General features: G+C 67.6%; 18 protein-coding genes. 7 read left to right on the top strand and 11 right to left on the bottom strand.

Going from position 1 to position 21,683, the window contains the following annotated elements:
- Positions 1–112: 112 nt before the first annotated feature.
- The gene (locus I7X43_RS02925; protein ID WP_198099390.1) at positions 113–1,075 is read right to left on the bottom strand and encodes an alpha/beta hydrolase family protein; all 963 of its coding nucleotides are present in this window, start codon (positions 1,073–1,075) and stop codon (positions 113–115) included.
- A 52-nt stretch (positions 1,076–1,127) separates the two neighbouring features.
- Here I7X43_RS02925 and dinG point away from each other — a divergent pair, with 52 nt between their 5' ends.
- Complete coding sequence (gene dinG / locus I7X43_RS02930; RefSeq protein WP_198099391.1) at positions 1,128–3,284, top strand: ATP-dependent DNA helicase DinG; 2,157 nt, start codon at positions 1,128–1,130, stop codon at positions 3,282–3,284.
- An 89-nt stretch (positions 3,285–3,373) separates the two neighbouring features.
- On the opposite strand, the gene I7X43_RS02935 is transcribed toward dinG, so the two are convergent.
- From I7X43_RS02935 to I7X43_RS02965, 7 genes are all read right to left on the bottom strand, one after another.
- Complete coding sequence (locus I7X43_RS02935) at positions 3,374–3,703, bottom strand: type II toxin-antitoxin system RelE/ParE family toxin (protein WP_198099392.1); 330 nt, start codon at positions 3,701–3,703, stop codon at positions 3,374–3,376.
- Positions 3,700–3,951, bottom strand: a complete 252-nt coding sequence (locus I7X43_RS02940) for a type II toxin-antitoxin system ParD family antitoxin (RefSeq protein WP_198099393.1) — start codon at positions 3,949–3,951, stop codon at positions 3,700–3,702. The genes I7X43_RS02935 and I7X43_RS02940 overlap by 4 nt, the downstream gene beginning before the upstream one ends.
- A gap of 65 nt (positions 3,952–4,016) precedes the next feature.
- Complete coding sequence (locus tag I7X43_RS02945; RefSeq protein ID WP_198099394.1) at positions 4,017–4,592, bottom strand: GNAT family N-acetyltransferase; 576 nt, start codon at positions 4,590–4,592, stop codon at positions 4,017–4,019.
- On the bottom strand, positions 4,589–5,110 hold the full coding sequence (locus I7X43_RS02950; RefSeq protein ID WP_198099395.1) for a DUF6265 family protein: 522 nt from the start codon (positions 5,108–5,110) through the stop codon (positions 4,589–4,591). The genes I7X43_RS02945 and I7X43_RS02950 overlap by 4 nt, the downstream gene beginning before the upstream one ends.
- The gene (locus tag I7X43_RS02955) at positions 5,107–6,378 is read right to left on the bottom strand and encodes a glutamate-5-semialdehyde dehydrogenase (protein WP_198099396.1); all 1,272 of its coding nucleotides are present in this window, start codon (positions 6,376–6,378) and stop codon (positions 5,107–5,109) included. Before I7X43_RS02955 ends, I7X43_RS02950 begins: the two co-directional genes overlap by 4 nt.
- A gap of 30 nt (positions 6,379–6,408) precedes the next feature.
- Positions 6,409–8,253 (bottom strand): ATP-binding protein, encoded by a 1,845-nt coding sequence (locus tag I7X43_RS02960; RefSeq protein ID WP_198099397.1) that lies wholly within the window; start codon positions 8,251–8,253, stop codon positions 6,409–6,411.
- On the bottom strand, positions 8,254–10,788 hold the full coding sequence (locus I7X43_RS02965) for a DNA topoisomerase III (protein WP_198099398.1): 2,535 nt from the start codon (positions 10,786–10,788) through the stop codon (positions 8,254–8,256).
- 99 nt (positions 10,789–10,887) lie between these two features.
- On the opposite strand from I7X43_RS02965, the gene I7X43_RS02970 reads away from it, so the two are divergent.
- From I7X43_RS02970 to I7X43_RS02985, 4 genes are read left to right on the top strand one after another with little or no spacing between them, the layout of a single operon-like run.
- The gene (locus tag I7X43_RS02970) at positions 10,888–11,379 is read left to right on the top strand and encodes an SET domain-containing protein (protein ID WP_375140378.1); all 492 of its coding nucleotides are present in this window, start codon (positions 10,888–10,890) and stop codon (positions 11,377–11,379) included.
- The gene (locus I7X43_RS02975; protein WP_198099400.1) at positions 11,376–12,149 is read left to right on the top strand and encodes a biotin--[acetyl-CoA-carboxylase] ligase; all 774 of its coding nucleotides are present in this window, start codon (positions 11,376–11,378) and stop codon (positions 12,147–12,149) included. Before I7X43_RS02970 ends, I7X43_RS02975 begins: the two co-directional genes overlap by 4 nt.
- Positions 12,143–12,862: a hypothetical protein gene (locus I7X43_RS02980; RefSeq protein ID WP_198099401.1), complete on the top strand. Its 720-nt coding sequence runs from the start codon at positions 12,143–12,145 to the stop codon at positions 12,860–12,862. Before I7X43_RS02975 ends, I7X43_RS02980 begins: the two co-directional genes overlap by 7 nt.
- 15 nt (positions 12,863–12,877) lie before the next feature.
- On the top strand, positions 12,878–13,645 hold the full coding sequence (locus tag I7X43_RS02985; protein WP_198099402.1) for a hypothetical protein: 768 nt from the start codon (positions 12,878–12,880) through the stop codon (positions 13,643–13,645).
- Here I7X43_RS02985 and I7X43_RS02990 read toward each other — a convergent pair.
- From I7X43_RS02990 to tkt, 3 genes are all read right to left on the bottom strand, one after another.
- Positions 13,590–15,293 carry a S8 family peptidase gene (locus I7X43_RS02990; RefSeq protein WP_198099403.1) on the bottom strand — a complete coding sequence of 568 codons (1,704 nt, stop codon included), beginning with the start codon at positions 15,291–15,293 and terminating at the stop codon, positions 13,590–13,592. The two genes, I7X43_RS02985 and I7X43_RS02990, sit on opposite strands and share 56 nt — an antisense overlap.
- Positions 15,294–15,409: 116 nt before the next feature.
- The gene (gap, locus tag I7X43_RS02995) at positions 15,410–16,411 is read right to left on the bottom strand and encodes a type I glyceraldehyde-3-phosphate dehydrogenase (RefSeq protein ID WP_198099404.1); all 1,002 of its coding nucleotides are present in this window, start codon (positions 16,409–16,411) and stop codon (positions 15,410–15,412) included.
- A 66-nt stretch (positions 16,412–16,477) separates the two neighbouring features.
- Complete coding sequence (gene tkt / locus I7X43_RS03000; protein ID WP_246480097.1) at positions 16,478–18,496, bottom strand: transketolase; 2,019 nt, start codon at positions 18,494–18,496, stop codon at positions 16,478–16,480.
- A 74-nt stretch (positions 18,497–18,570) separates the two neighbouring features.
- Between tkt and I7X43_RS03005 the strand changes: the two genes are divergently transcribed.
- Positions 18,571–19,296 (top strand): nucleotidyltransferase family protein, encoded by a 726-nt coding sequence (locus tag I7X43_RS03005; protein WP_198099405.1) that lies wholly within the window; start codon positions 18,571–18,573, stop codon positions 19,294–19,296.
- Entirely contained in the window at positions 19,297–21,627 is a 2,331-nt protein-coding gene (locus I7X43_RS03010) for a diguanylate cyclase (protein WP_198099406.1), read from the top strand. It begins immediately after the preceding gene.
- The last annotated feature ends 56 nt before the right edge of the window (positions 21,628–21,683 follow it).

A 21,683-nucleotide genomic window follows, 5' to 3' on the forward strand; every position in this document is an offset into this window, starting at 1 on the left:
TGATTCATGGCTTCACGAAACGGGTCGGCCCAGCCGGCCCCGCAAAGCGGGCCGGATCATGCATGACGCGCGGGCCAGGGGGTCTACGGAAAGGCCCGGGGGGCCGAGCCCCTCAGCGTCGGGCCGCCAGCCGGTCCAGCATGCCCACGATGGCCTGCTGCTGCGGCCCTTCGCGGCCGGCAAAACGGGCGTCGGCATAGCCCCACCAGTCCCAACAGCCATTGACGGCGCCCGTGCCCGTCTGCGGGTAGAGCACCACCAGCCGGTTGGCCGCCGCCCAGGCGTTGAGGCCGCTGCCGCGGGCAAAGGCGTCGCCCACCGCCGCCCCATTCATGCGGCAACCGTGCAGGGCCACGTGGACGCGACAGCCCCCCGCCTCGCAAGCGCTGGGAATGAAGAGGTAGCCGGTGTCCGCCAGATCGGCGCCCGCGTGGAAGGGGCGCTGGTCAAAGGCCAGCAAGCGGCCGGATGCCCCTTCTGTGGGCGCCTGCAGCGGCCCCAGAAGGTGTTGCAGCAGGCTGCCGGCCAGGTCAAAGCCACAGGCCAGCAGGTAGGGCGGCTGCATCTGGTCGCAAGCACTGCCCGTGCCCACGGTCACCCAGCCATGGCCGGCGGGCACCTGGGTCTGCACCTGCAGGGCCAACTCGGGCCGCAGGCCTTGCAACTGGGTGGCCAAAGCCGCCGTGGTGCGGGGCGCCACGACCGCATCCTTGGCCCCCGCAAACAAATAGGCCCGCCCCTGGCGCGGCTGGGCGGGCAGCGCGCCCGCCGTGATCGCCGCTTGCGCGCGCTGCGCCAGCGTGGCCTCGTCCAGCGCCTGGCGGCCGAGGCAGGGCCCCAGGGCCTCAAACACGGATTGCGCACAGGCATAGGGCCCGCCGGCCACCGTGGCCAGCCCGCCCTCAAACCGCGGCGCCTGCGCCAGCCACAACTGCACCGCCATGTAGGCCCCCGACGAGACGCCCGACACCGAAGCCGGGCCTTCGGTCTGCAGGGCCGGCAGGGGCGCGCGGTCCTGCGCCTGGGCGGTCAGGCTGAAGCCCAGTAGCAACAGGGCGAGAAGGGGGCGAATCATGGCGGCTCCGCGAATTGGCGCAGGGCATTTCAGCACAGACAATCCGCCCCCCATGCCCGCGCTCCCCGACCTCCCCGACGAACTCGAAGCCCTGTACGAGACCCTGCTGGGCACGGCTGCGGGCTCGGTGGCGCGGGCCGGGCAGCGCGAGATGCTGCACGCCATCGGCGCGCACCTGGCCGATGCCAAGTTCGAGCCCGACGTGGAGCCGCGCGTCTGCGTGGTGGAAGCCGGCACGGGCGTGGGCAAGACGCGGGCCTACCTGGCCGCCGGCATCACGCTCGCCCGACGCGCCAGCGTGAAGCTGGTGGTCTCCACCTCCACCATCGCGCTGCAAGAGCAGGTGTTGAACAAAGACCTGCCCGAGCTGGCGCGGGCGCTGGAGGTGCCGCCCACCATCGCCCTGCTCAAGGGCCGCGGGCGCTACCTGTGCCCCGTCAAGCTGGACCAAGCCTGCAGCGGCGAGCAGACCCCCATGACGCTGGAAGACGGCAGTGCCCTGCAGGCCCCGCCGCTGGAGCGCTTTCAGGCCCTGGCCACGCGCTGGGCCAGTGGCAGTTGGAACGGCGAGCGCGACAGCCTGGGCCCCGAGGACCTGAAGCTGTGGAGCCACCTGGCGGCCGACCGCCACGCCTGCACCAGCCGCCACTGCCCGCAGTTCAACCACTGCCCTTACTTCGACGCCAAGCGCGCCGCCAGCCGCGCCGACATCCTGGTGGCCAACCACGACCTGGTGCTGGCCAGCCTGCGCTCGGATGCCTCCGCCCTGCCCAATGGCGAGCGCGCGATTTACATCTTCGACGAAGCCCATCACCTGCCCGCGACGGCGCTTTCGCACTTCGCCTGTGAAGCGTCTTTGAGCGACCGCCGCTGGCTGCAGCGGCTGGACAAGGCGCTGGATCAGGCGGCGCGCAGCCTGCGCTACCCGCTGCCCCTGGAGGGCAGCACCAGCCTCTTGAACCAGAGCCTGGACGACCTGCTGCGCGGCGTGATGGCCACTCAGGGCAACGAGGCCATCGGCCAATTGCACGAAGCGGCCGAGGCGGCCGAATCCAAGGACCTGGGAGCGGCTTCGGCCCCCGGCCAGCCCAGCACGCGCATCCGCTTCCCACAAGGTGTGCTGCCGGACGAGCTGGTGCCGCTGTGGCAGGCCGTGGAGCAGCAGGCGCAGCGCCTGCACGCCAAGGCCACGGAGCTGAGCGCGTGGATGAAGGAACTGCGCGGCGAGGACGAGGCCCTGGCCCCGGTCATCGCCCTGCACGTCACCGAGATCGGCGGGCCGTTCAAGCGCCTGAGCGACCTGCTGGAGACCGCAGAGCTGATGCTGGACAACGGCGACCCGCCCGCCGCCAAGTGGCTGGACTTCAGCGTGGGGGGCGGCAGCCTGCGCGTGGTGGCGCGCGCCTGCCCGCTCTTCGCCAGCGGGGTGCTGCGGCGCGAGCTGTGGCCGCGCATGAGCGCCGTGGTGCTGACCTCGGCCACGCTGCGCGCCCTGGGCAACTTCGACTTCTTCCTGCGCGACAGCGGCCTGCACGGCCGCCCGCATGTGCAGGCCCTCAGCGTGGCCAGCCCCTTCAACTACGCCGCCCAGGGTCGCTTCACCGTGGTGCAAACGCGCGCCAGCCCCAAGCAGCCTGCCGAGCACAACGCCGAGGTGGCACGACTCCTGGCCGAGGACCTGAAGCAAGTCGAGGCCGGCGCGCTCCTGCTGTGCGCCAGTTGGGCGCAACTGCACACGCTGATGGCGGCCCTGCCGGCCAGCCTCAAACGCCAATGCAAAGTGCAGGGCGAACTGGCCCGGGAGACCCAGCTGCGCGAGCACCGCGCGGCCGTGGAGCGTGGCGAGCGCAGCATCCTCGTGGGCCTGCAAAGCTTCGGTGAGGGCTTGGACCTGCCCGGCAGCTTGTGCGAGTGGGTCTTCATGCCCAAGCTGCCCTTCATGACGCCGGACGACCCGGTGCAGGAGGCCCGTGCCGAGTGGCTGGACGGCCACGGCCGCAGCAGCTTTGTGGAACTGGTCGTGCCCGCCACCGGCGTGCGCCTGAACCAGTGGGCCGGCCGCGGCATCCGCAGCGAGGCCGACCACGCCCACATCGTCTGCTACGACCCCCGCCTGGCCACCACGCCCTTCGGCAAACAACTGATGGCCGGCCTTCCCGGCTTCACCAAGGTGCTGCGGCGGGCGGATGGGAGTGAGCAGGCGCTCTAAGTGGTTGTTTCTGCTTGTGTTTCGGCATGTTTTCCGAAACCGCTGGTTCTACCGAAAACTTCAGTCCCGTTCGCCAGCCCGTAGGAGCCTCACATCCCCTCGGGCTCCTGCATCCACGTCGGAATGTCCCGCTGGGCGTGCAGCACACGCCACACATCCAGGTGCTCCGCCTGCTCGACGTAAAAAACCAAGTAGGGGTAGCGGGTCAAGGGCCAGGTGCGCAGGCCAGGCAGGTTGAGTTCGTGGGCGTAGCGCGGCGAGCCCGTGGCGCCATGACGGGCGATGTGGGCAAAGGCCGCCTCCAGTGCGTCGACAAAGCCCAGCGCCACCGCTTCGCCTGCCTCCTGTAGGTAGTGGGCAAGCGCCTCGTCAACGTCCCGGTTGGCCTGCTCACGCGGGATGACGGGCTTGGCCTTCACTCTTGAGGACCGGCTTTGGCCAGCTTGCGCACCCGCTCTCGCAAGCCTTCGAAATAGGCTCCATCGGCGGGGGCCGCCGCCGCCGAGGCAGCGCCGGCCACCAGCAGGCTGCGCAGGTGTTGCCGGTCCTGGTCCTGGCGGATCAATTCGCGCACGTATTCGCTGCTCGTGCCATAGCCGCGCTGACGAACCTGCTCGTCCACAAAGGACTTCAGGCGATCAGGGAGAGAAATGTTCATCGTGCTCATTGCGTCAGCCTAGGGCACCCGAGTCGGTTTGGCAAATTTTGGCAAACCACGCGCAAGCCACAGGATCACCGCCGGTACACCGGCCGCATCCCTTCACGCCCCGGCTGGGCGGTGAAGCCGGCGGACTCGAAGGCGGACGGGGTGCCGGTCCAGAGGAACACCGGCGCGGCTTGGGCTTGGTGGGGCTGGACGGGGTAGCCCTCGACGACGCGGGCACCTTGGGAGCAGGCCCAGTCGGCCGCCGCAGCCACCAGGCGGCCGGACAGGCCCTGACGGCGCCAGGGCTTGGCGATGAAAAGGCAGGTGATGGACCAGACGCCGGCTTCACCGGGTGCGGGCTTGAGCACGCGGCTGCGGCGGAAGTAGTCGTAGGCCTCGCGCGGGGCCACGGCGCACCAGCCCACGGCTTGGTCGCCTTGGTAGGCCAGCACGCCCAGCGGTGCCTGTTCGGCCCAGAGCGACTGCAGGGCGGCGCGGTTGCCCTCGCCCTTGTCGGCTTCGAATGCGGCACGCGGGCGGCGCCAGGTCATGCACCAACAGCCGCCGCAGGCGCCGCGCGCCCCAAAAAGGGTTTCCAGATCGGCCCAGGGGGCCTCGGTGGCCGGCACAAAGCGGCACGACGCGACGGCCGCTTCCGTCACCTTTCGGCCTCGCAGCGCACGCGGCGGAAGGGGAATTCGATGCGCTTGAGCTGATCCTGACGCTGGCCCTCGATGTGGGCCAGCAAGCGATCCCCGCCCGCGCCGCGCGCCAAGGTGTAGCCGATGCGCTGGGGGAAGTCGTGCTGTGGGTTCTCGAACAGCACGGACTGTGCGGTCTGCTGCACCAGCCGGAAGGCCGCAGCCGGCTGCCGCGCCGGCAGGGCCCAGTACTCCAGGCCCCCGCCCGCGGCGGGGCGGATTTGCAGGTATTCGTGGTCCGCGGTACAGCCATTGCGCACGGTGCGGCTCATGCCCAGCAGGGTGCGCCCGGCCACCGGCATCCACTGCTCTTGGCTGCCGGCCTCGCCGCCCTCGCGCTGCCAGCAGCCGGCCAGCCATTGCAGGTCCGCCAGGGCGCGGGCGACCTCGTCGTCACCGGGCCCGCTCTGACCCGATGCGGGGCCCGCCAAAAGCAGGGCCAGGATCAGGGCCAGGCCAGGGGGAGAAAAGTGTTTCATGTCCGCACCTGCCCCTCGCCCAGCACGATCCATTTTTGGCTGGTCAAGCCCTCCAGCCCGACCGGGCCGCGGGCATGCAGTTTGTCGGTGCTGATGCCGATCTCGGCCCCCAGGCCGTACTCGAAGCCATCGGCAAAGCGGGTGCTGGCGTTGACCATGACCGAGGCCGAGTCGACCTCGCGCAGGAAGCGCATCGCATGGCCATGGTGCTGGGTCAGGATGGTGTCGGTGTGGTGCGAGCCGTAGCGGTTGATGTGGGCGATGGCTTCGTCCAGTCCGCCCACCAGCTTGACGCTGATCTTGGTGTCCAGGTACTCGGCGGCCCAGTCCGCCTCGGTGGCAGGGAGCGCCCCGGGCAGCAGCGGCAGGCTCTCGGGGCAGGCGCGGAACTCGACGCCTTTGGGCGCCCAGCGTTCGGCCAGGCGCGGAAGAAAAGCCGCCGCCACGGCACGGTGCACCAAGAGGCTCTCGGTGGCATTGCAGGGGCTGACCTTTTGCGTCTTGGCGTTGTCCACCACGGTCAGGGCCATGGCCAGATCGGCGTGCTCGTCGACGTAGCAGTGGCAGTTGCCATCCAGGTGTTTGAGCACGGGCACCTTGGCCTCCGCAGCCACCCGCTCAATCAAGCCCTTGCCGCCGCGCGGGATGAGTAGGTCCAGGTGCTCGGTCGCGGTGCACATCCAGCTCACGGCAGCGCGGTCGGCATGCGGCACCAGTTGCACGGCCGCAGGCGGCAGGCCTGCCTCCTCGAGCGCCGCCTGCACCAGCGCCACCAGGGCGCGGTTGCTGGCCAGGGCCTCGGAGCCGCCGCGCAAGATGCAGGCGTTGCCGCTCTTGATGCCGAGACTGGCGACCTCGATGCTGACGTTGGGCCGGCTCTCGAACACCATGCCGAACACCCCGAGTGGCACGCGCATGCGGCCGACCTGGATGCCGCTCTCGCGGCGCGCCAGCTGACTGATTTCGCCCACGGGGTCGGGCAGGGCGGCGATTTGCTCACAGCCCTGGGCCAAGGTTTCGAGGATGGCGGGCGTGAGGCGCAGCCGGTCCACCAGCGGGGCCTCCAGCCCGCGGGCTTGGGCTTGCGCCACATCCTGGGCATTGGCCTCGGTCACCTGGGGCTGCGGCTGGCGCAAGCGGCGGGCCAGGGCCAGCAGGGCTTGGTTGCGGGCGGCGGTGGACGATGCGGCCAGCACGCGGCTGGCGGCACGCGACGCTTGGCCCAGCGTCTCCAATTCGGCAAACAAATCGACGAACAAGGCGGTCATGGGCCGATTGTCCGGGGAGCCAGCAGGCCCTCAGCCTTCGACGATGGGCAACTCGAGTTCGAAGAAGAACCGGCTGCCCTCTCCCGGCGTGCTGGACACCTGGATCTGGCCGCCCATCAAACGCACCAACTGCTGGCTGATGGACAGTCCCAGGCCGCTGCCTTCGCGCCGGCGGGGCCCCTCCCCGACCTGCTCAAACGGCTTGAACAAGCGCTCGCGCTGCACTTCGTCCATGCCCGGGCCACTGTCCTCGACCTCGATGGCGAAGCGCGCCGAGTGTGCAGTGGAGGGCAAATTTCTCACGGACAAGCGCACAAAGCCCCGATCGGTGAACTTCACGGCGTTGGAGAGCAGGTTGAGCAGCACCTGCCGCAAGCGCTGCCCGTCCACCATGACGCGATCGGGCAGGTGCTCGTCCAGCACCAGGCTGTAGTGCAAGCCTTTTTGCTCGGCGCGGGGGCGCACGATGGCGCTGGAGAGCTCCAACAGCGAGCGCATCTGCACCACCTGCGGCTGCAACTGCACCCGACCGGCCTCGACGGCCGCCATGTCCAACAGGTCGTTGATCAGAGCCAGCAGGTGTTCACCGCTCTCCTGGATCAGGGCCAGCTTGCGGCGCACCTCAGGGCTGAGGCTGAGATCCAGGTTCAACAGTTGCGAAAACCCGAGGATCGCATTCAAGGGGGTACGGAACTCGTGACTCATGGTGGCCAAGAAGCGGCTCTTGGCCAGGCTGGCGGCCTCAGCCCGTTGCTTGGCTTCCACCAGTTCCGCCGTACGGGCGGCCACCAGTTCCTCCAACTGTTCGCGGTGCGCGCTGAGTTCTTGTTCAGCCCGGCGGCGCTCGGTGATGTCGATGGCCAGCCCTTCCACACGGAGCAAGCCTTGGTCCCCCCGCACCCGGTGCAACGAGAGCTCCAACCACAGCGGCTTGCCCGCCAGGGTGCGGATCTGAATCGGCCAGCGTTGCACGCCTTGGGGCTGAACCGCCAGCGCTTCAATCAGGGGCGGCCAATCGTCGCGGTTCAGGTGCATCAGGCGGAACACTGAGCGCGTGCGCGCCAACGCAGCCTCCGACGACGCAAACCCCAGCATGTGGGCCAGCGCCTTGTTCAGATCGAGCAGACGACCGCGCGAGTCCATCTGAAAAATGCCCTCGCTGGCGTTTTCAAACAGGCTGCGATAGCGGGCCTCGCTTTGCCGGAGGCGGTCGGTGGCGCCCGCGAGCTGCTCGCTCATGCGGTTGAACTGACCCGTCAACTCCCCGAGCTCGCCTTCCCCCGGAGGCTCCACCCGAATGCCCAGTTCACCCTGGGCGACGCGCCGCGCCATTTCCCCGAGGCGGACCACGGGGCCGCGTACCAGCAAGGTGACCCAGCCGTAGCACCCGACCACCAGGGTGGTCAGCACGGCGGTCAACACCCCCGTGAAAAAGCGCTGATTGGCCTGCAATTCAGCGTCAATGGCGGCAGTGCTCACCACCAAGCGGGCCTGCCCGACGATGCTGCTGTCCGGCGCCTGCCCGTGCACGATGTCAAACCGCCGCTCAATCAGCGTGCCTTGTGTCGCGCCTTCGCGCAGGCGGCGCAGGGGCTTGGACCCCAAGCCCACCGGCTGCACCTCCACGCTGTGCACCTCGGGGTCACTCATCAAGGTGTCCAGCAACGCCCCAGCCACCAGCAGGTCAAGGTTCCACAGCGGGGTGGCCAAGCCATTGGCCGCCACCGCTGCCAAGCGCATCTGCCGCGCCTCCAGGCCCTGGCGCAGCTTGCGCGCCTCACCGCTGGACCACAGGCCCAGCCCCACCAGACCGATGACAGCCGCCGCCAGGGTCAAGCCCAGCGCCAGCCGGAAGCGAAGGCTCTTGCCGATCACTCAGGCACTCTTTTTGGCCGCCGTCTTGCGCGGGGCCCTCGGCGCACGGGGTTCGAACTCAAAGTTCACCTTGCCCGCCTTGGCATCCCAGACGAGTTTGGCTTTGAACTTGCGTCGCGTGCGGTTGGAAACAAAGTTTTCCAAGAAGTCGGTCCCCCCCTCGTGCAGCAACTTGCCCATCTGCGTGGGCTCGATGGGCTGCGTCAGGATGATCTTGCCACTCTTGAAGTCACAAGTGACATGCTGACCGACCGAATGCTCGCACACATAGTTGCTGCCGTGTTCGTAAACGTGGCCCTTGCACTTGGGGCAGGCGCCCAGGGCCGTCTGGGCACTGAAATCCACCGGCGTGCCGTCGTCTTGGCTCTTGTCATCACCAAAGTCGAACTCGAGGCGCCAGTTTTTGATCTCCTCGTCAAAGATCAGTTGCAGCTCGGCCGTGAACGGGCGCCCCATGCGTGAGCGGAAGCCTTCGAGCGGGCCGATGTGCTTGTCCTGGATGAACTGTTCCACCTCGGCCAGCTCAAAGCTGCGTCCGCCCGGGATCTTGGTGATGGAGAACTCACAGGCCGTACACGCAAAGCGACGGTAGTTTTCCTTCACCACGCCGCCACAGTTCGGGCAGGGCGTGGTGAGGGTGGCGTAGTCGCCCGGGATGGTGTCGCGGTCGTAGCTCTTGGCCTTGGCCACCACCCGCTCGGCCATCTTGGCAATGGCCGCCATGAAGTCTTCGCGGCTGAGCTTGCCCTTCTCCATTTGTGAGAGCTCGTACTCCCACTGGCCGGTGAGCTCGGGCTGGGTCAGTTCCTCCACCTCCAGGCCGCGCAAGAGCGTCATGAGCTGGAAGGCCTTGGCGGTGGGGATGAGGTCGCGCCCCTCGCGCAGCATGTATTTCTCGGTCAGCAGGCCTTCGATGATGCTGGCGCGCGTCGCCGGCGTCCCCAGGCCACGCTCGGCCATGGCATCGCGGAGCTCATCGTCGTCCACCAGCTTGCCCGCGCCTTCCATCGCGGCCAGCAAGGTGGCTTCGTTGTAACGCGCCGGGGGCTTGGTTTGCAGGCCCTTGACGTCCACCGACTCGGTGCGCACTTTCTCGCCCGCACGCACCGCCGTGAGCAGGGCTTCGTCGTCTTGGGCTTCTTTGCCGAACACCGCCTGCCAACCCGGATTGACCAACACCTTGCCCGTGGTTTGGAAGCTGTGCAGCCCGACCTGCGAAATGCGCGTGGTGACTTGGTACTCGGCCGGCGGAAAGAACACGGCGAGGAAGCGCTTGACCACCAACTCGTAGAGCTTGGCCTCGGCCTCGCTCAAACTGCCTGGCGCTTGCAGCGTGGGGATGATGGCAAAGTGGTCGCTGACCTTGCTGTTGTCAAAGACCTTCTTGGTGGGTTTGATCCAGCCGTTCTTCAGCAGCGTGGCGGCGTGCACGCCCAGACCGGCGGGGTTGGCATCGCGCAGCATCTCGGCCGTTTGCTGGGCCACCTGCAGGTAGTCCTCCGGCAAATGGCGGCTGTCGGTCCGCGGGTAGGTCAGGGCCTTGTGTTTTTCGTAGAGCGCCTGCGCCAGGGCCAGCGTGGTTTTGGCCGAGAAACCAAAGCGCCCGTTGGCTTCGCGCTGCAGGCTGGTCAGGTCGAACAGGCCCGGGCTGGCTTGGGTGGTGGGTTTGCTCTCTTCCGTCACCGTGGCGGGCTGGCCCTTGACGGCCGCCGCGATGGACTCGGCCATGGTGCGGTTCCAGAGCCGGTCGGCCCGCGCATCCCCGTCCTCGCCCTTCTTGAAGTGGGGGTCGATCCACTTGCCTTCGTATTGGCCGGCGATGGCATCGAAGGTGGCGCGCACCTCCCAGTAGTCGCGGGCCACGTGCTTGCGGATTTTTTCTTCGCGCTCCACCACGATAGAGAGCGTCGGCGTTTGCACCCGGCCCACGGTGGTGAGGAAGAAGCCACCGTCGCGCGAATTGAAGGCCGTCATGGCGCGCGTGCCGTTGATGCCCACCAGCCAATCGGCCTCGGAGCGGCAGCGGGCGGCGTCGGCCAGCGGCAGCAGTTCCGCATCCGAGCGCAGCTTGGAAAAACCCTGACGGATGGCTTCGGGCGTCATGCTCTGCAGCCACAGCCGCTGCACAGACTTTTCAAACTTGCCGCGTGCGGGTTGCGCGTACTGCACGATCAAGCGAAAGATCAGCTCCCCTTCGCGGCCCGCGTCACAGGCGTTGATCAAGGTGTCGACGTCTTTGCGGCGAATCAGCTTGACCAGCGCATTGAGCCGGCTCTTGCTCTTGTCGATGGGCTGCAGGTCAAAGTGCGACGGAATCACCGGCAGGTTGGCAAAGCTCCACTTGCCGCGCTTGGGGTCCACGCCCTCCGGCGCGGCGATCTCCACCAAGTGACCCACGGCGGACGACACGATGTAACGCTCGTTCTCGTGGAACTCATCGTGCTTCTCAAATTTGCCCGACACGGGCGTCAGGGCCCGCACGATGTCCAGCGCAACAGAAGGCTTCTCGGCAATGACCAGGGTTTTTAACGTCATGGATTCTTCTTGGGTGATCAAAAGGCGGGTGCACAATGCGCGCCGCCTCGCGTACGCGCGCACCCACACGTATGTGCACGCGCGCGCCCTCGAATATTCATGATACGAATCTCGCCGATGTCCCCTCGCGCCGTCTCGTCTTCACGCCGCGTTCAGGTTCGCCGCTCCGGCGTGCATGGGCGTGGGGTGTTTGTGACCCAGCCCATTGGCGCTGGAGAGCGCATCCTCGAGTACCGGGGCGAGCGCATCAGCAACGACGAGGCCGCCCGGCGCCACCCCGCCAACCCCAACGACCCCAACCACACCTTTTATTTCTCGCTGGAATCCGGCGACGTGATCGACGGCCGCATTCAGGGCAACAGCGCCAAGTGGATCAACCACAGCTGCGCCCCCAATTGCGAGGCCGAAGAAGTCCGCGGCCGCGTTTACATCTTTGCGCTGCGCAACCTCGAACCTGGTGAAGAGCTGTTCTACGACTACCACCTGAGCGTGGAAGAACGCCAAACCGCACGACTCAAGCGCGAGTACGCCTGCTGCTGTGGGGCCACCGAGTGCCGCGGCACCTTGCTCTACCCCAAGAAGCGCCGATGACGCCCGCACTGGATTGGGCCCTGCCGGCCCTGGCCCGGGCCCTGGGCCCCGCGGTGGAGCTGCACTGGCAGCCGCGTTGCGGCTCAACCAACACCGAACTACTGGACGCCCTGCGTGCAGGCCTCGCCCACCCGCGCCTGCTGGTGGCCGAGCAACAAGACGCGGGTCGGGGCCGGCTGGGCCGCGCCTGGCAAAGCTGGCCGGGCCATTCGCTGACGTTTTCTGTTGCCTGGCCTTGGACGGGCGCCCCGCTGGACGGCCTTTCCCTCGCGGTGGGGGTGGCCCTGGTTCAGGCCCTGGACCCCCGGTTGCGTTTGAAATGGCCCAACGACCTGTGGTGGCAGCAGCGCAAGCTGGGCGGCATCCTGATTGAGACCGTGGGCCAGGGCGGCTTGCCGCGCGGTGTGGTGATCGGCGTGGGTCTGAACGTCGTCCCCCCCGAATCCGACCCTGGGCAACCGGCCGCCGGCCTTCAGGAGCTGGACCCCACCTGGACCGCCCCCCGCGCCCTGGCCGCCGCCACCCCAGCCCTCACACGCCTGTTGGACTGCTGGCCCGCCCAGGGCTGGGCGCACTGGCTGCCGCAGTTTGAGGCGGTGGATGGGCTGCGAGGCGCCGCCGTGCGCTGCGGCACCTTGGAAGGCCAGGCCGAAGGTGTGGACGCCTCGGGCGCTCTGCGCTTGCGGGACGCCCACAATCGCCTCCACACCGTCGCCTCGGGTGAAGCCCAGGTGCGCCTTGCCCCGCCCCCTTCGGAGGTTCCGTGCTGAGAATCTTGCTTCTCCTCGCCCTGGTGGCGGCCAATGGCTGGATGTGGGCCTGGGGCCAAGGCTTTTGGGGACCGGCGCCCGGTGAGGGGCAGCGGGAACCCGAGCGACTCGCCGCCCAGCTCCATCCCGAACGCCTCAAGCTCATCGAGCCCAAAAAGGCCGAAGCCCTGCGCAAGGCCCCCCCCCTGTGCCGGCTGCTCGGCCCGTTCGCGGACGACACGGCCTGGCAAGCGGCCGAAGCCACGCTCACCGCCGAATTGAACTTGCCCGCAGGTCAGTGGGCCCACGAAACCCATGAACTGCCCGCTCAATGGGGCCTGCTGACCCGCGCGGCCACCAATCCGGCGGATCTGGAGCGCAAGCGCACTGTGGTGGAGCGGGCCTTGCTAAAGCCGCAGAACTTTGTCGCGCCCCAGGAACAGAGCACCAGCCTGCTGCTGAGCCGGCACGATAGCGAGGCAGCAGCAGACACCGAACTCGCTCGCCTGCGCGACACCCGTAACTTGCGCGGTCTGCGTGTGCTGCAACTGCGCGGGCCGCAGACCCAGCACTGGCTGCGCGTGCTCGCCTGGCCCGCCAACAAACTGCAAGCCAAGCACGAGGCCTGGGGGGGTGGCCCGCAGCCCTGCCGCGCCAAGCCCGCGCAGGACGCCGCATCAGCGGCCTCCGCGGCATCACCGGCGTCGGCAGCTTCGGCCGCCTCAGCACCTTGAAGCAGGGAGCCCGACATGCGCGTTCTGATCGTGCTGCTGGCGTGCCTGACGGCCTCGGCGCACGCCACCCGACCCTTCCAAGCACAGATCACCTGCCCCGTTGGCGGCGAGCAATTCACCGCCAACCTGATCGGCTCGAGCCATTACTTCTCGCGTGGCTTGGATCTCCGCCCCATCGGGGGCGGCCCCGCACCTTGGCCCCTCCCCCAGTGCCTCACCAATGGGCTGGTGCTCTACAAAGACAAGTTCAGCGAGCGTGAGCTTGAGAAACTGCAGGTCCTGGTTCCCTCCGCGGACTACCAGGCGCTGCGAGTCCCGCACACGCAGTACTACCTCGCGGCTTGGCTGCAACGCCACTTGGACGAATCGCCCGCCTTGATCGCTTCGACGCTGCTGCAGGCCACCTGGCAGGCCAACGCCCAGCAGTATTCAAGCTACGCGCTCGCAGCCTTGGAGCAATACAAGCTCGTGCTCCGCCAGGCCGAGCTGAGCCCCAAGGCGCGGCTTCGTGACAGCTTGGTTGCCGGCGAGTTGGAGCGTCGATTGGCCCGCTACGACGACGCCCAGACCCGCTTTTCCAAGCTGAAACAGGAGCTGCCGCCCGACGCGCCCGAGCTGCTGGTCATCGACCTGCAGCTCAAGTTGATTGCAGAGCGCAATTCCGCCCCGCACGCCATTCCCGCCCAGAAGAAGCCGAGCTCAGCAACACCCGGTGCAGCCCAACCCCTCAGGGACGGCGTCGCCCCAGTGCAGCCAACGCCGCCACCAGGCCTAGCAGGCTGAGCGGCCCGGTGAAGCCACCGCCTCCACCAGAAGGTGCTGGCGCAGGGGCAGGGGCGGGGGCTGGAGCGGGCGCTGGGGCTGGAGCGGCCGGAACCGCCGCCACCGCCGCCCGCGCATCCAACATGCCGGCGCCGCAGGTGGTGGTGGTGCAGTAGCACTCCAGCACCTCCACCCCGCTCTTGGGGGCAGGGCACTGCAAGGTGCCCGCATCACTGCCTGTGGTGGGATAGGGGCGGGCCGTCGAGCGCAGCGCGGCCATGATTTCCGATGGGGTCAAGGCCGCATTGCGAGACAGCATCAACGCCGCCACCCCTGCAACCAACGGGGTCGCAAAGCTGGTGCCCACCGAGGCCTCCTTGTCGCTGTAGCCGTTGGCCCCCGGACCTTCTGAGCCCTTGTTGGTCGTGCTGAGCATGGGATAAAGGCAATCGCCCGACAGGTTCACGCAGTTGCCCCCCGGGGCACCCAGCGTGACTTCGGGGCCCATGCTGGAAAAACCCACCTTGGTCCCGATGTGCCGCAAACCCGTCACCGCAATGGCCCCCGGGCAATTGGCCGGGTTGTCCACCGGCTCGCCCGCCGAGTTGCCTGCGGCCACGACCACCACCGCACCCTTGGCATTGGCTTCGGCAATCGCCTGGGCATAAAAGGAGGTGTCACAGGCACCCACGCCGCCCAAACTCATGTTCAGCACCCGCGCAGGGTTGGGGTTGGTGGGCAGCCCAGGCACCGCCGTGCCCACCGCCCATTTCATGCCGGCGAGGATGTCGCTGTCGTAGCCGCCGCACTTGCCCAACACCCGAACCGGCAGGATCTTGCTGCTCCAGCTGGTTCCGGCGATGCCAATGCCGTTGTTGCCCACACCGGCAATCAGACCCGACACATGGGTGCCATGCCAACTGCTGCTGCCGATGTCGTCTTTGGAGCACGAACCCAAGCGGCCGCTGTCCACATCGGCCTGATTGACCCAGTCACCCGGATCGCTGGCATCGGCGTCGGCCAGGTCGCCATCATTCGCCACCGCCAAGCGCACCGACCCGCCACCCCCCGCACCAATCATGTCGTACCCCGGCAGCAGGTTGGCCGCCAGGTCCGGGTGGTCGTAGCGAACCCCGGTGTCCAGCACGGCCACCACCACGCTGGCCGAGCCGGTCGTCAAATCCCACGCCCCTTCGGCATTGATGGACGAGACCACGGGCGCGGCCGGGGCCTTCAGGTACCACTGACCCTGGCCGGTGCCGCCACTGGCGTAGAGGGCGTCGTTGGGCACGGCGCTGTGACGGCGAATGCCATCGACGACCACCGCTTCCACGTCCGGGTCCTGGGCCAAACGCTGGCGCAGGGTTCTGGAGTCCAGCCCTGCCCCGATCACCACATGAGTTCGGTCGTCCAAACTCCGGCCCGCATTCAATCGCAAGCTGCTGCGCTGGGCCAGACGATCCACGCGGCGCTGAGCCGCATCGCGCACTTCCAACTCGGCCGCGCCTTCACGCCAGGCCTTGATCCGTACCGTGGGCGAGTCTCCCTTGAGGCGCACGATGACGCGCCCCTCCAGGCTGGCTTGCGCACCGGCCGGCAGGGCCAGCGCGCCCCCAAGCGCCGCAGTCAGGGCGATAAGCAAAGGACGAAGGGCAGGGCGGGTGTTCATGGCAGCACAGCAAGAACGTTGGACCCGCCAGTGTGCAAGAAAAAACCCCGCCAAAGCGGGGTTTCGAGTCGGGCGCCGCGCGTTCAGCGGCGCGCCAATCCATCCACAGTGGCCGATCAGGCCGCCATCACGCGCACCATCTCTAAGCACTTGTTGGAGTAGCCCCACTCGTTGTCGTACCAGCTCACCACCTTGACGAAGGTGCTGTCCAGCGCAATGCCGGCCTCGGCGTCGAACACCGACGTGCAGGGCTCGCCGCGGAAGTCGGTGGCCACCACCTTATCGGCGGTGTAGCCCAGCACGCCCTTGAGCGCGCCCTCGCTCTGCGCCTTCATTTCGGCGCAGATTTCGGCGTAGCTGGCGGGGCTGTTCAACTCCACCGTCAGGTCCACCACCGACACGTCGCTGGTGGGTACGCGGAAGCTCATGCCGGTCAGCTTCTTGTTCAGCTCGGGGATCACCACGCCCACGGCCTTGGCCGCGCCCGTGCTGCTGGGGATGATGTTTTCCAGGATGCCGCGGCCACCGCGCCAGTCCTTGTTGCTCGGGCCGTCCACGGTCTTTTGCGTGGCGGTGGCGGCGTGCACGGTGGTCATCAGGCCGCGCTTGATGCCCCACTTGTCGTTCAACACCTTGGCCACAGGGGCCAGGCAGTTGGTGGTGCACGAGGCGTTGGAGATGATGGCCTGGCCAGCGTAAGTGGTGTGGTTTACGCCATAGACGAACATGGGCGTGTCGTCCTTGCTGGGGGCCGAAAGCAGCACCTTTTTGGCGCCCGCAGCCAGGTGCTTCTCGGCCGTGGCCTTGTCCAGGAACAGGCCGGTGGCCTCGATCACCACGTCGGCGCCGACTTCATTCCACTTCAAGGCTGCGGGATCACGCTCTTGGGTGAGGCGGATCTTCTTGCCATTGACCACCAGTTGGCCGCCGTCCACGCTGACCTCACCCTTGAAGCGGCCGTGCACGCTGTCGTACTTCAGCATGTAGGCGAGGTAGTCGGGCTCGAGCAGGTCGTTGATGCCGACGATCTCGATGTCGCTGCCGAAGTTCTGCACCGCGGCGCGGAACACCATGCGACCGATGCGGCCAAAGCCGTTGATGCCAACCTTGATGGTCATTGCTATCTCCAGAAAAAAGTGAAAACAAAACAAAACGGGACGCCCGATGGCGTCCCGCGAGATTGATCAGCGCTTTTGCTTCAGCACGGCCTTGACCGTGGCGGCGACGTTTTCCGCCGTGAAGCCGAAGTGCTTGAAGAGCACGCCGCCGGGGGCGGATTCGCCGTAGCGGTCCAGGCCAATGACGGCGTCGACGCCGTACTTCCACCAGCCCTCGGTCACGCCCGCTTCGATGGCCACCCGCGGCAAGCCCTTGGGCAGCACAGCGGCCTTGTACTTGGCGTCTTGGCGGTCAAAGACCGAGGTCGAAGGCATGGAGACCACGCGCACGGCGATGCCCTCGGTGGCCAACTGCTGCTGCGCGTGCAGCGCCCATTGCACCTCGGAGCCGGTAGCGACGATCACCGCCTGGGCCTTTTTCCTCAGGCCGACTTCCTTGGGCTCGGCCAGCACGTAGGCCCCGCGCGCGATGACCGACAGGTCGGCCTTCGGCGCATAGGGCAGGTTCTGGCGCGAGAGCAACAGCGCCGCCGGGCCGTCCTGGCGGGCGATCGCCGCCGCCCAGGCCATGGCCGTTTCGGCGGTGTCGGCCGGGCGCCAGACGTCCAGGTTCGGGATCAGACGCAGGCTGGCGGCGTGCTCGATGGACTGGTGCGTGGGGCCGTCTTCCCCGAGGCCGATGGAGTCGTGCGTGAACACGTGCACCACGCGGCGCTTCATCAGCGCGGCCATCCGAATGGCGTTGCGCGAGTAGTCGCTGAAGGTCAGGAAGGTGCCGCCGTAGGGGATGTAGCCGCCGTGCAGGGCCACGCCGTTCATGATGGCGGCCATGCCAAACTCGCGCACGCCGTAGTTGATGTGACGGCCGCCGTTGGGGGCGGCGCCATCAAAGCGCAGTGCGGGCGTGCTCTTGGTGTTGGTGAGGTTGGAGCCCGTCAGGTCAGCGCTGCCGCCGAGCAGTTCCGGCAGGGCTGCGGTGAAGGCTTCCAGCGCCTGCTGGCTGGCCTTGCGCGTGGCCACGGTCTCGGCCTTTGCGTCGGTGTCGGCCAGCAGGTCAGCCACCAGCTTGGCATAGGTTTCGGGCAGCTCACCGGCCATGCGGCGCTGGTAGGCGGCGGCCAGCTCGGGGTGCTTTTTGGCGTAGGCGTCAAACAGCTTTTGCCACTTTTCCTGGGCCTTGGCACCGGCTTTCTTCGCGTCCCAGTCGGCATACACGCTGGCGGGGATGACGAAGGGCTCGTGGGTCCAGCCGAGCTGCTCGCGGGTCAGCTTGATCTCCTCCGCGCCCAGGGCCTCGCCGTGCGCCTTGGCCGTGCCGGCGCGGTTCGGGCTGCCTTGGCCGATGACGGTCTTGGCGCGGATCAGCGTGGGCTTCTCGGTGCTGGCCTGGGCCTGGGCCAGGGCAGCCTGCATCGCGGCCACGTCATGGCCATCAACCGGACCGATGACGTTCCAACCGTAGGCCGCAAAGCGCTGGTTGACGTCGTCGATGTACCAGGGCGCAACCTGGCCGTCGATGCTGATGCCGTTGTCGTCGTACACGCAGATCAGCTTGTTCAGCTTCCAGGCCCCGGCGAGGGCGCAAGCCTCGTGGCTGACGCCTTCCATCATGCAGCCATCGCCCAGGAACACATAGGTGTGGTGGTCCACGATGGCCTGGTTGCCGCGGTTGAACTCCTGCGCCAGCAGCTTCTCGGCCAGCGCCATGCCCACGGCATTGGCAATGCCCTGGCCCAGCGGGCCGGTGGTGGTTTCCACGCCCGGGGTGATGTCCACCTCGGGGTGGCCCGGCGTCTTGCTGTGCAGTTGGCGGAAGCCTTTCAGGTCGTCGATGGACAGTGGATAACCCGTCAGGTGCAGCAACGAGTAGATGAGCATGGAGCCATGCCCGTTGGAGAGCACGAAGCGGTCGCGGTTGCTCCACTTCGGGTCCGCCGGGTTGTGCTGGAGCATCCCGCCCCACAGCGCCACCGCGCATTCGGCCATGCCCATGGGGGCGCCGGGGTGGCCGGAGTTGGCGGCTTGGACGGCGTCCATCGTCAGCGCACGGATTGCGTTGGCCATCGAGGCGGTGTTCTGCGGCATGGTCGAGATTGAATTGGGGAAAACGTGAGATTTTAGGGAACCCCGCTCACCCCCCCGCTGCGAAACTAAACGACATGTTCATTCCTCACGCCTTGATCGCCTGTGCCGGACGCGGAGAGCGCATGCGCCCGCTCTCGGACCACACGCCCAAACCCCTGCTCCCCGTGCGCGGCAAGCCGCTGGTGGTGTGGCACTTGGAAGCCCTGGCACGGGCCGGAATCCGCGACGTGGTCATCAACACCGCCTGGCTCGAAGACCAATTCCCAGCCGCTCTGGGCAACGGGAGCCGCTGGGGGTTGCGCCTGCATTACGCGATGGAGGGCCGAGCATGGGGCGGCGCCCTGGAGACGGCGGGCGGCATGGCCAATGCCCTGCCACAACTGGCGCGCGAACCGGATGACCCTTTTTGGTTTGTTTCCGGCGATGTGTTCCTGCCCGGCTTCGCCTTCGACGCCGAAGCGGTTGCGGAGTTTTCAAGCACGCAGGATTGGGCCCATCTGTGGTTGACCGAGAACGCCCCTCATCACCCCCAGGGTGACTTTGGACTGGACAGCAGGGGGCGCGTGCGTTCGCGTCTGCAAGGCTATGGCGGGCCCTGTCTCACCTGGGCGAGTGTGGGCTTGATGCGGCCCGCCCTCATTGCGAGCCTGAAGGCCGGGGAGAAGCAAGCGCTGCGCCCGTGGCTGGAGCGCGGCATCGCAGCCGACCGGGTGAGCGCCCAGCGGCTGAGCAGCCCCTGGGTGGACGTGGGAAGCCCCGAGCGCTTGCAAGCGCTCAATGAGCAGCCCCAGGAGGTTTGAATGTCGGAGCCCAGGCCCCCGTCCAACCGGGTTCCGTCCCGGTCGGGACGGCAAGCGGGGGGGTGGCTGGCCGGCCTCGGGGCTGTGTTGTTGTTGACCGGGGCCGTTTGGACCGGGGCCTGGGCTTGGGCGTGGGGGCTGGGGAGCCTGGCGCTGGGGGCCGCCCTGGGCAGAGCGCGGGTGCGCGAGCAGCGCCTGCGGGACCAACTCGCCCACCGGACGGAGGCCATCGAGGCGCTGGACCTGCCGCTCTTGATTCTGGATCGCGACGATCGCCTGCAGTGGTGCAGTCAAGCCTTCTTGAGGCTCTACCCCAGCGCACAGGGGCACGTCGACCTCGGCACGCCGTACAGCGATCTCGCCGCCCGGGTTTTGGGCAGTGGCGATTTGCAGCTGAGTGCCCAGGAACGCGACAGTTGGTTGCAACGGCGCGCGCAAACCCACCAGCAGCACCGGCTGGATTGGATGTTGAGCACCCGCGATGGCCGCCGACTTCAGATGGTGGAACGCCCCACCGCGTTGGGCGGCTGGGCCAGCCTGCGCTTTGACGTCACCGAACTGGTGGCGGTGCAATCGGAGCTGAAGCGCACCAACCAGCAATTGCGCGAAGCCCGCGAGATGTTGGATGAGGCCGTGGAAGCGCTGCCGGCCGGGTTTGAAATTTGGGGGGCAGATGATCGGTTGATCCTGTGCAACCAGCATGTGCGGGACCAATACCCGGTGGCCGGCGAATTGCTCAAACCCGGCGTGCCGTTTGAGTCCGTGGTTCGAAGCCTCCTTGAGGCCGGAGCCATTCCCTCCGCCCGCGGCCGGGAGCGCACGTGGCTGCTGGAGCGCCTGAGTCAGCGCGGGCGTTCAGTGCGTCCTTTCCTGCTGGATTACCAAGGCCACTGGATGTCCATCGCCGAACGGCGCATGCCTTCGGGTCGCCTGGTATCGGTGCGACAAGACGTCACGGAATTGGTGCAAGCGCGCAACGCCATCACCCAAGCGCGTGAGCTGGCCGAACAGCGCTTGCACTTGCTGAATCAGGCCATCAACGCCCTGCCCATTGCCTTGGAAATCTGGGAGCCCAGCGGCAAGCTGCTGCTGGTCAATCAGCAGTACCGCCAGTGGTACCCGGACGTGGATTACGACGCCCTGATCGGTAAGACGTTTGAGGATGCCATCCGCGTGGCCCAGCGCCAAGGCATGCTGCCCGTCGAAGCCCGAGCCAACGAGGAAGCCTGGATCGCCGAACGGGTCCTGACCCACGGCCAACGGCCCGAAATGCTGGCGCATTTGCCGGATGGGCGTTGGATCCTCACCCGCGAAAGCCGAACACCAGACGGGTTCACGTTCACTGTGCGCCAGGACCTGACGCAGCTGATGCAGCAGGAACAGGCCCTGCAGTCCAGCCAGGCCCAAATTGACGCCATCATCCGCACCGCTGGCGCGGCCATCCTGACCGTGGGCGCCAATGGTCGCGTGCGATTCGCCAACCCAGCGGCCGAGTCGCTGTGGGGTCACGGTCCGGGCAGTCTCGTGGGGCGACGGGTGCTCAAGCTGTTGCAGCGACACGAACGGCAACCCCTGCGAGAGCTCTTCCGTCGGCACCTGGCGGGTCAAAACGTGGGCCTCATCGGCCCCCGGCGCGAATTGCAAGCCCGGTGCCCCCACGGCTCGGAACGCGCCATCCATGCTGCCATTTCGGAAGTGCACAGCGGCACGGATCATTTCTTCGTGTCGGTGGTCACCGACATCTCTGCAGCCAAGCGCCTGGAGCGCGACCTGTTGGCGGCGAATGAGCGCTTAGCCCGTCTGTCCAGCCAAGACGACTTGACCCAGTTGGCCAACCGTCGCAGCCTGGAGGAGGGCTTGCGGCAGGTGTGGGCCCATGCGCTGCGCCTGCAACACCCGATCTCCATCCTGATGGTCGACGTGGATCACTTCAAACCCTACAACGACGCCCACGGCCATGCGGCGGGCGATGGGGCACTGCGCCAAATCGCCCGCGTGCTGCAAGCTGCCGCTCGGCGGGGGACCGACGTGGTGGCCCGCTACGGCGGCGAGGAGTTCGTGCTGGTGCTGGACCACTGCGCCCCCGAGGCCGCACTGGAACGAGCCGCCAGCATCCGAGCGGAATTGGCCGAACTGAACCTGCCGCATGCGGCAGCACCCGAGGGGCGCATCACCCTGTCCATCGGCTTGTGCGGCGGCATTCCTGGACGGGGCATGCGCGCCAGCGAGTGGCTTGCCCGGGCCGATGCCGCGCTGTATGAAGCCAAGAAGCGCGGACGCGACCGCGTCGAGGTTCGGCAACCCGCCGCGTCACCCGCAACCCCTGCTTAACCCCGGGGTCGACGGCCTCTCGGGTATGGGATACAACGCCTACAGGTTGAACTTCG

The organism is Inhella gelatinilytica, assembly GCF_016093295.1.
GTDB lineage: Bacteria > Pseudomonadota > Gammaproteobacteria > Burkholderiales > Burkholderiaceae_C > Inhella > Inhella gelatinilytica.